The following is a 1112-nucleotide window of genomic DNA, read 5'->3' on the forward strand; positions in this document are numbered from 1 at the left end:
AGAGGTTTGGCAAGCAATGGGAATGCTAGCCACTTTGTGCCTAGATACCCTGCTTGTTGGTGGATGAATCCCCCAAGCCCCCTGTGATTTTTTCTGTGAAAAAATAGCAAATACTCATGAGTATTTGCTTAGTCCAATGCGCAAAAATGTGCGCATTAAATATGAGTAATTACTAATTATATAAACGGTATTTATATTTAGTAATTATTCATCAAATATCCCCTCATATGTTAAAATAATAACTAAGCAATCACTCAATTAAAATAGCATCTATTTTTTGAGTGTTTACTTAGTTATGGGGGGATACCAATGACAGATCAAAATCATAAAAAAGCTAAAACAATCAATATCAATTTAACTGAAGACGAGTATGAAAAAGTAAAGCAACTTGCAGAAATAAGAAATTTAAATCCAACGGCATATACACGACTTACTGCGTTAGGTAATCGGATTAAACCGACGGTTGTATATCCTGCCGATGAGCGCATTGATGCACTTGAAAAAAAAAACGAAGATCTTAAAATGAAACTTATGGCAGGTTATGGTCAATATGAAGTTTCAAAAGAAGATTTTGAGAACTTAGAAGAACAATATTATCGATATGCGGGTTATGTAAATACATTTAAAGACTTTTTACAGTACGTGCAAAACGATGCGGAATATATCAATTTAAATGGTTATAAGAATGATGAAAAATTAAAAGAAGAGATTAGGTATGCTATTAAAGAATTTAACAGTTAAATAAGGTATTATTAACAATGCAATTGATTAATATAATTGACTTTAAGGAGTTTATTCAAAATGGAAAAAGAAATTAAAACAGAATATAAAATGATTAAAGTGAACAAAGAATTACATAAATTACTTAAAATTGAGTCTGTCTCAAGTGGCAAATCAATGCAAAATATAGCTGAAAAAGCTATCAAAAATTATATTCATATTTTAGAATGTATTGAATAAATATTATGAAATATATAGGTGTTGAAGATGGTGATAGTAACATGGTATTTCTGTAAACACCAAATTAACGATAGTATACTGTAATAGGTACTGGTATTAAGTATCTTAATTTCTATTTAACATATTTCAACTTATCGGAAGTGCATATGCTT

At 29.3% G+C, this 1112-nt stretch carries 2 protein-coding genes; both read left to right on the forward strand.

Going from position 1 to position 1112, the window contains the following annotated elements:
- Positions 1-309 precede the first annotated feature (309 nt).
- A complete protein-coding gene (locus ACF91D_RS30525; protein ID WP_119605237.1) occupies positions 310-741 on the forward strand; it encodes a plasmid mobilization protein in 432 nt (143 codons plus the stop codon).
- A 60-nt stretch (positions 742-801) separates the two neighbouring features.
- Entirely contained in the window at positions 802-960 is a 159-nt protein-coding gene (locus ACF91D_RS30530) for a hypothetical protein (RefSeq protein ID WP_153672652.1), read from the forward strand.
- Positions 961-1112 lie beyond the last annotated feature (152 nt).

It is taken from the genome of Staphylococcus sp. 231237_7MaSpsaltlick, from assembly GCF_043107035.1.

What these genes read in the sequence shown, in the direction of transcription:
- ACF91D_RS30525 (WP_119605237.1), top strand. Translation starts at nt 310, where the DNA reads ATGACAGATCAAAATCATAAAAAAGCTAAAACAATCAATATCAATTTA.
- ACF91D_RS30530 (WP_153672652.1), top strand. Translation starts at nt 802, where the DNA reads ATGGAAAAAGAAATTAAAACAGAATATAAAATGATTAAAGTGAACAAA.